This window comes from Rhizobium sp. 'Codium 1', from assembly GCF_020889605.1.
GTDB classification, from domain to species: Bacteria; Pseudomonadota; Alphaproteobacteria; order Rhizobiales; family Rhizobiaceae; genus Allorhizobium; species Allorhizobium algae.
In genome coordinates this window covers 1-1056 of the sequence record NZ_JAJGPW010000015.1, presented here as the reverse complement: position 1 = coordinate 1056, position 1056 = coordinate 1, and the positions used below count along the sequence as shown (strand labels likewise).

The window sequence follows — 1056 nt, the reverse complement described above, 5'->3', positions numbered from 1 at the left end:
AGCGCCGGAAACTACAGCGAGAGCTGCAGCGGAGCCGAGAAGAAGGCTCTTGATGTTCATTATTGACCTCCAGTCAAGTTTCGTATGGGTCTGGGTTATTTGGCTGAAGGACAGCATTCCCTGCCCCATCCCCGTCGGTTTCAGAAGACGGACGATCCACCGCCTCGCTTCCGAGGTTGAAAATACAAAACCGCACCGGTCATGCAATCACCAATGAGCGGAAAGGCGAAAAAGCGGCCACCCTTCCACCCGGCCTGTTGCTGAAAGGCCACAAAGTCGTGATGCCAGCCCTCACTTCATTTAGGTTTCGTTAAGAAAAGCCAAGCAAAACCGGCGCTTATTGAGGGGATGTCACCCGGAGAGCCAGGGCCTCAAAGGCCTCTTGCTTCCCATTTTGACACAGGATTCCGCAAAAAGTTGCAGTCCGAACCATCTGCTCTCGCCCTCCGGATGCATTGTTCGATCAGACGGTTTCGAGGCGTAGCAGTGAATTTCGACCTGAGAAGGCCTGGCAAGTGACAGAATCATGTCTCGACGGAATCGCGATTCGCATTTCGTCGATTGCAGAAGCGTGCTTCGACATCTGGAATATGCCGGACGCTAAAATGTGCAGAGCCGAGAAAAGGCCTTGCATTCACTGATTCAAGCAAATAATCAGGCGGCACCGGAGAGGTGGCCGAGTGGTCGAAGGCGCTCCCCTGCTAAGGGAGTATACGTCAAAAGCGTATCGAGGGTTCGAATCCCTTCCTCTCCGCCATCACGATAATCCCTGACATGATCGATTGAGCTTCACACGGGGCCTTCGCACGCCTGGTTTCGCCAGCTCGTCTTCGTGCCTGGCGCGGCGACGGTGGGCCCCCAAAACAGTGACATTGAGTGCGATCCGTCAGGGATTGCCATCATCAGCAAAATCGCAAAACATCCTAAGCGACTGTAAATGCGTGATTTTCCAGTCGTAGAGACGTCGTGACCTCTATAATTGACTGGAGGTCAATAATGAACATCAAGAGCCTTCTTCTCGGCTCCGCTGCAGCTCTCGCTGTAGTTTCCGGCGCT

The 1056-nt window shown here is 53.7% G+C and carries 1 tRNA gene; it reads left to right on the top strand.

The annotated features are described in order from the left end of the window. The first annotated feature begins 666 nt into the window (after positions 1–666). Positions 667–757 (top strand) — tRNA-Ser (locus tag LJE98_RS20065). The last annotated feature ends 299 nt before the right edge of the window (positions 758–1056 follow it).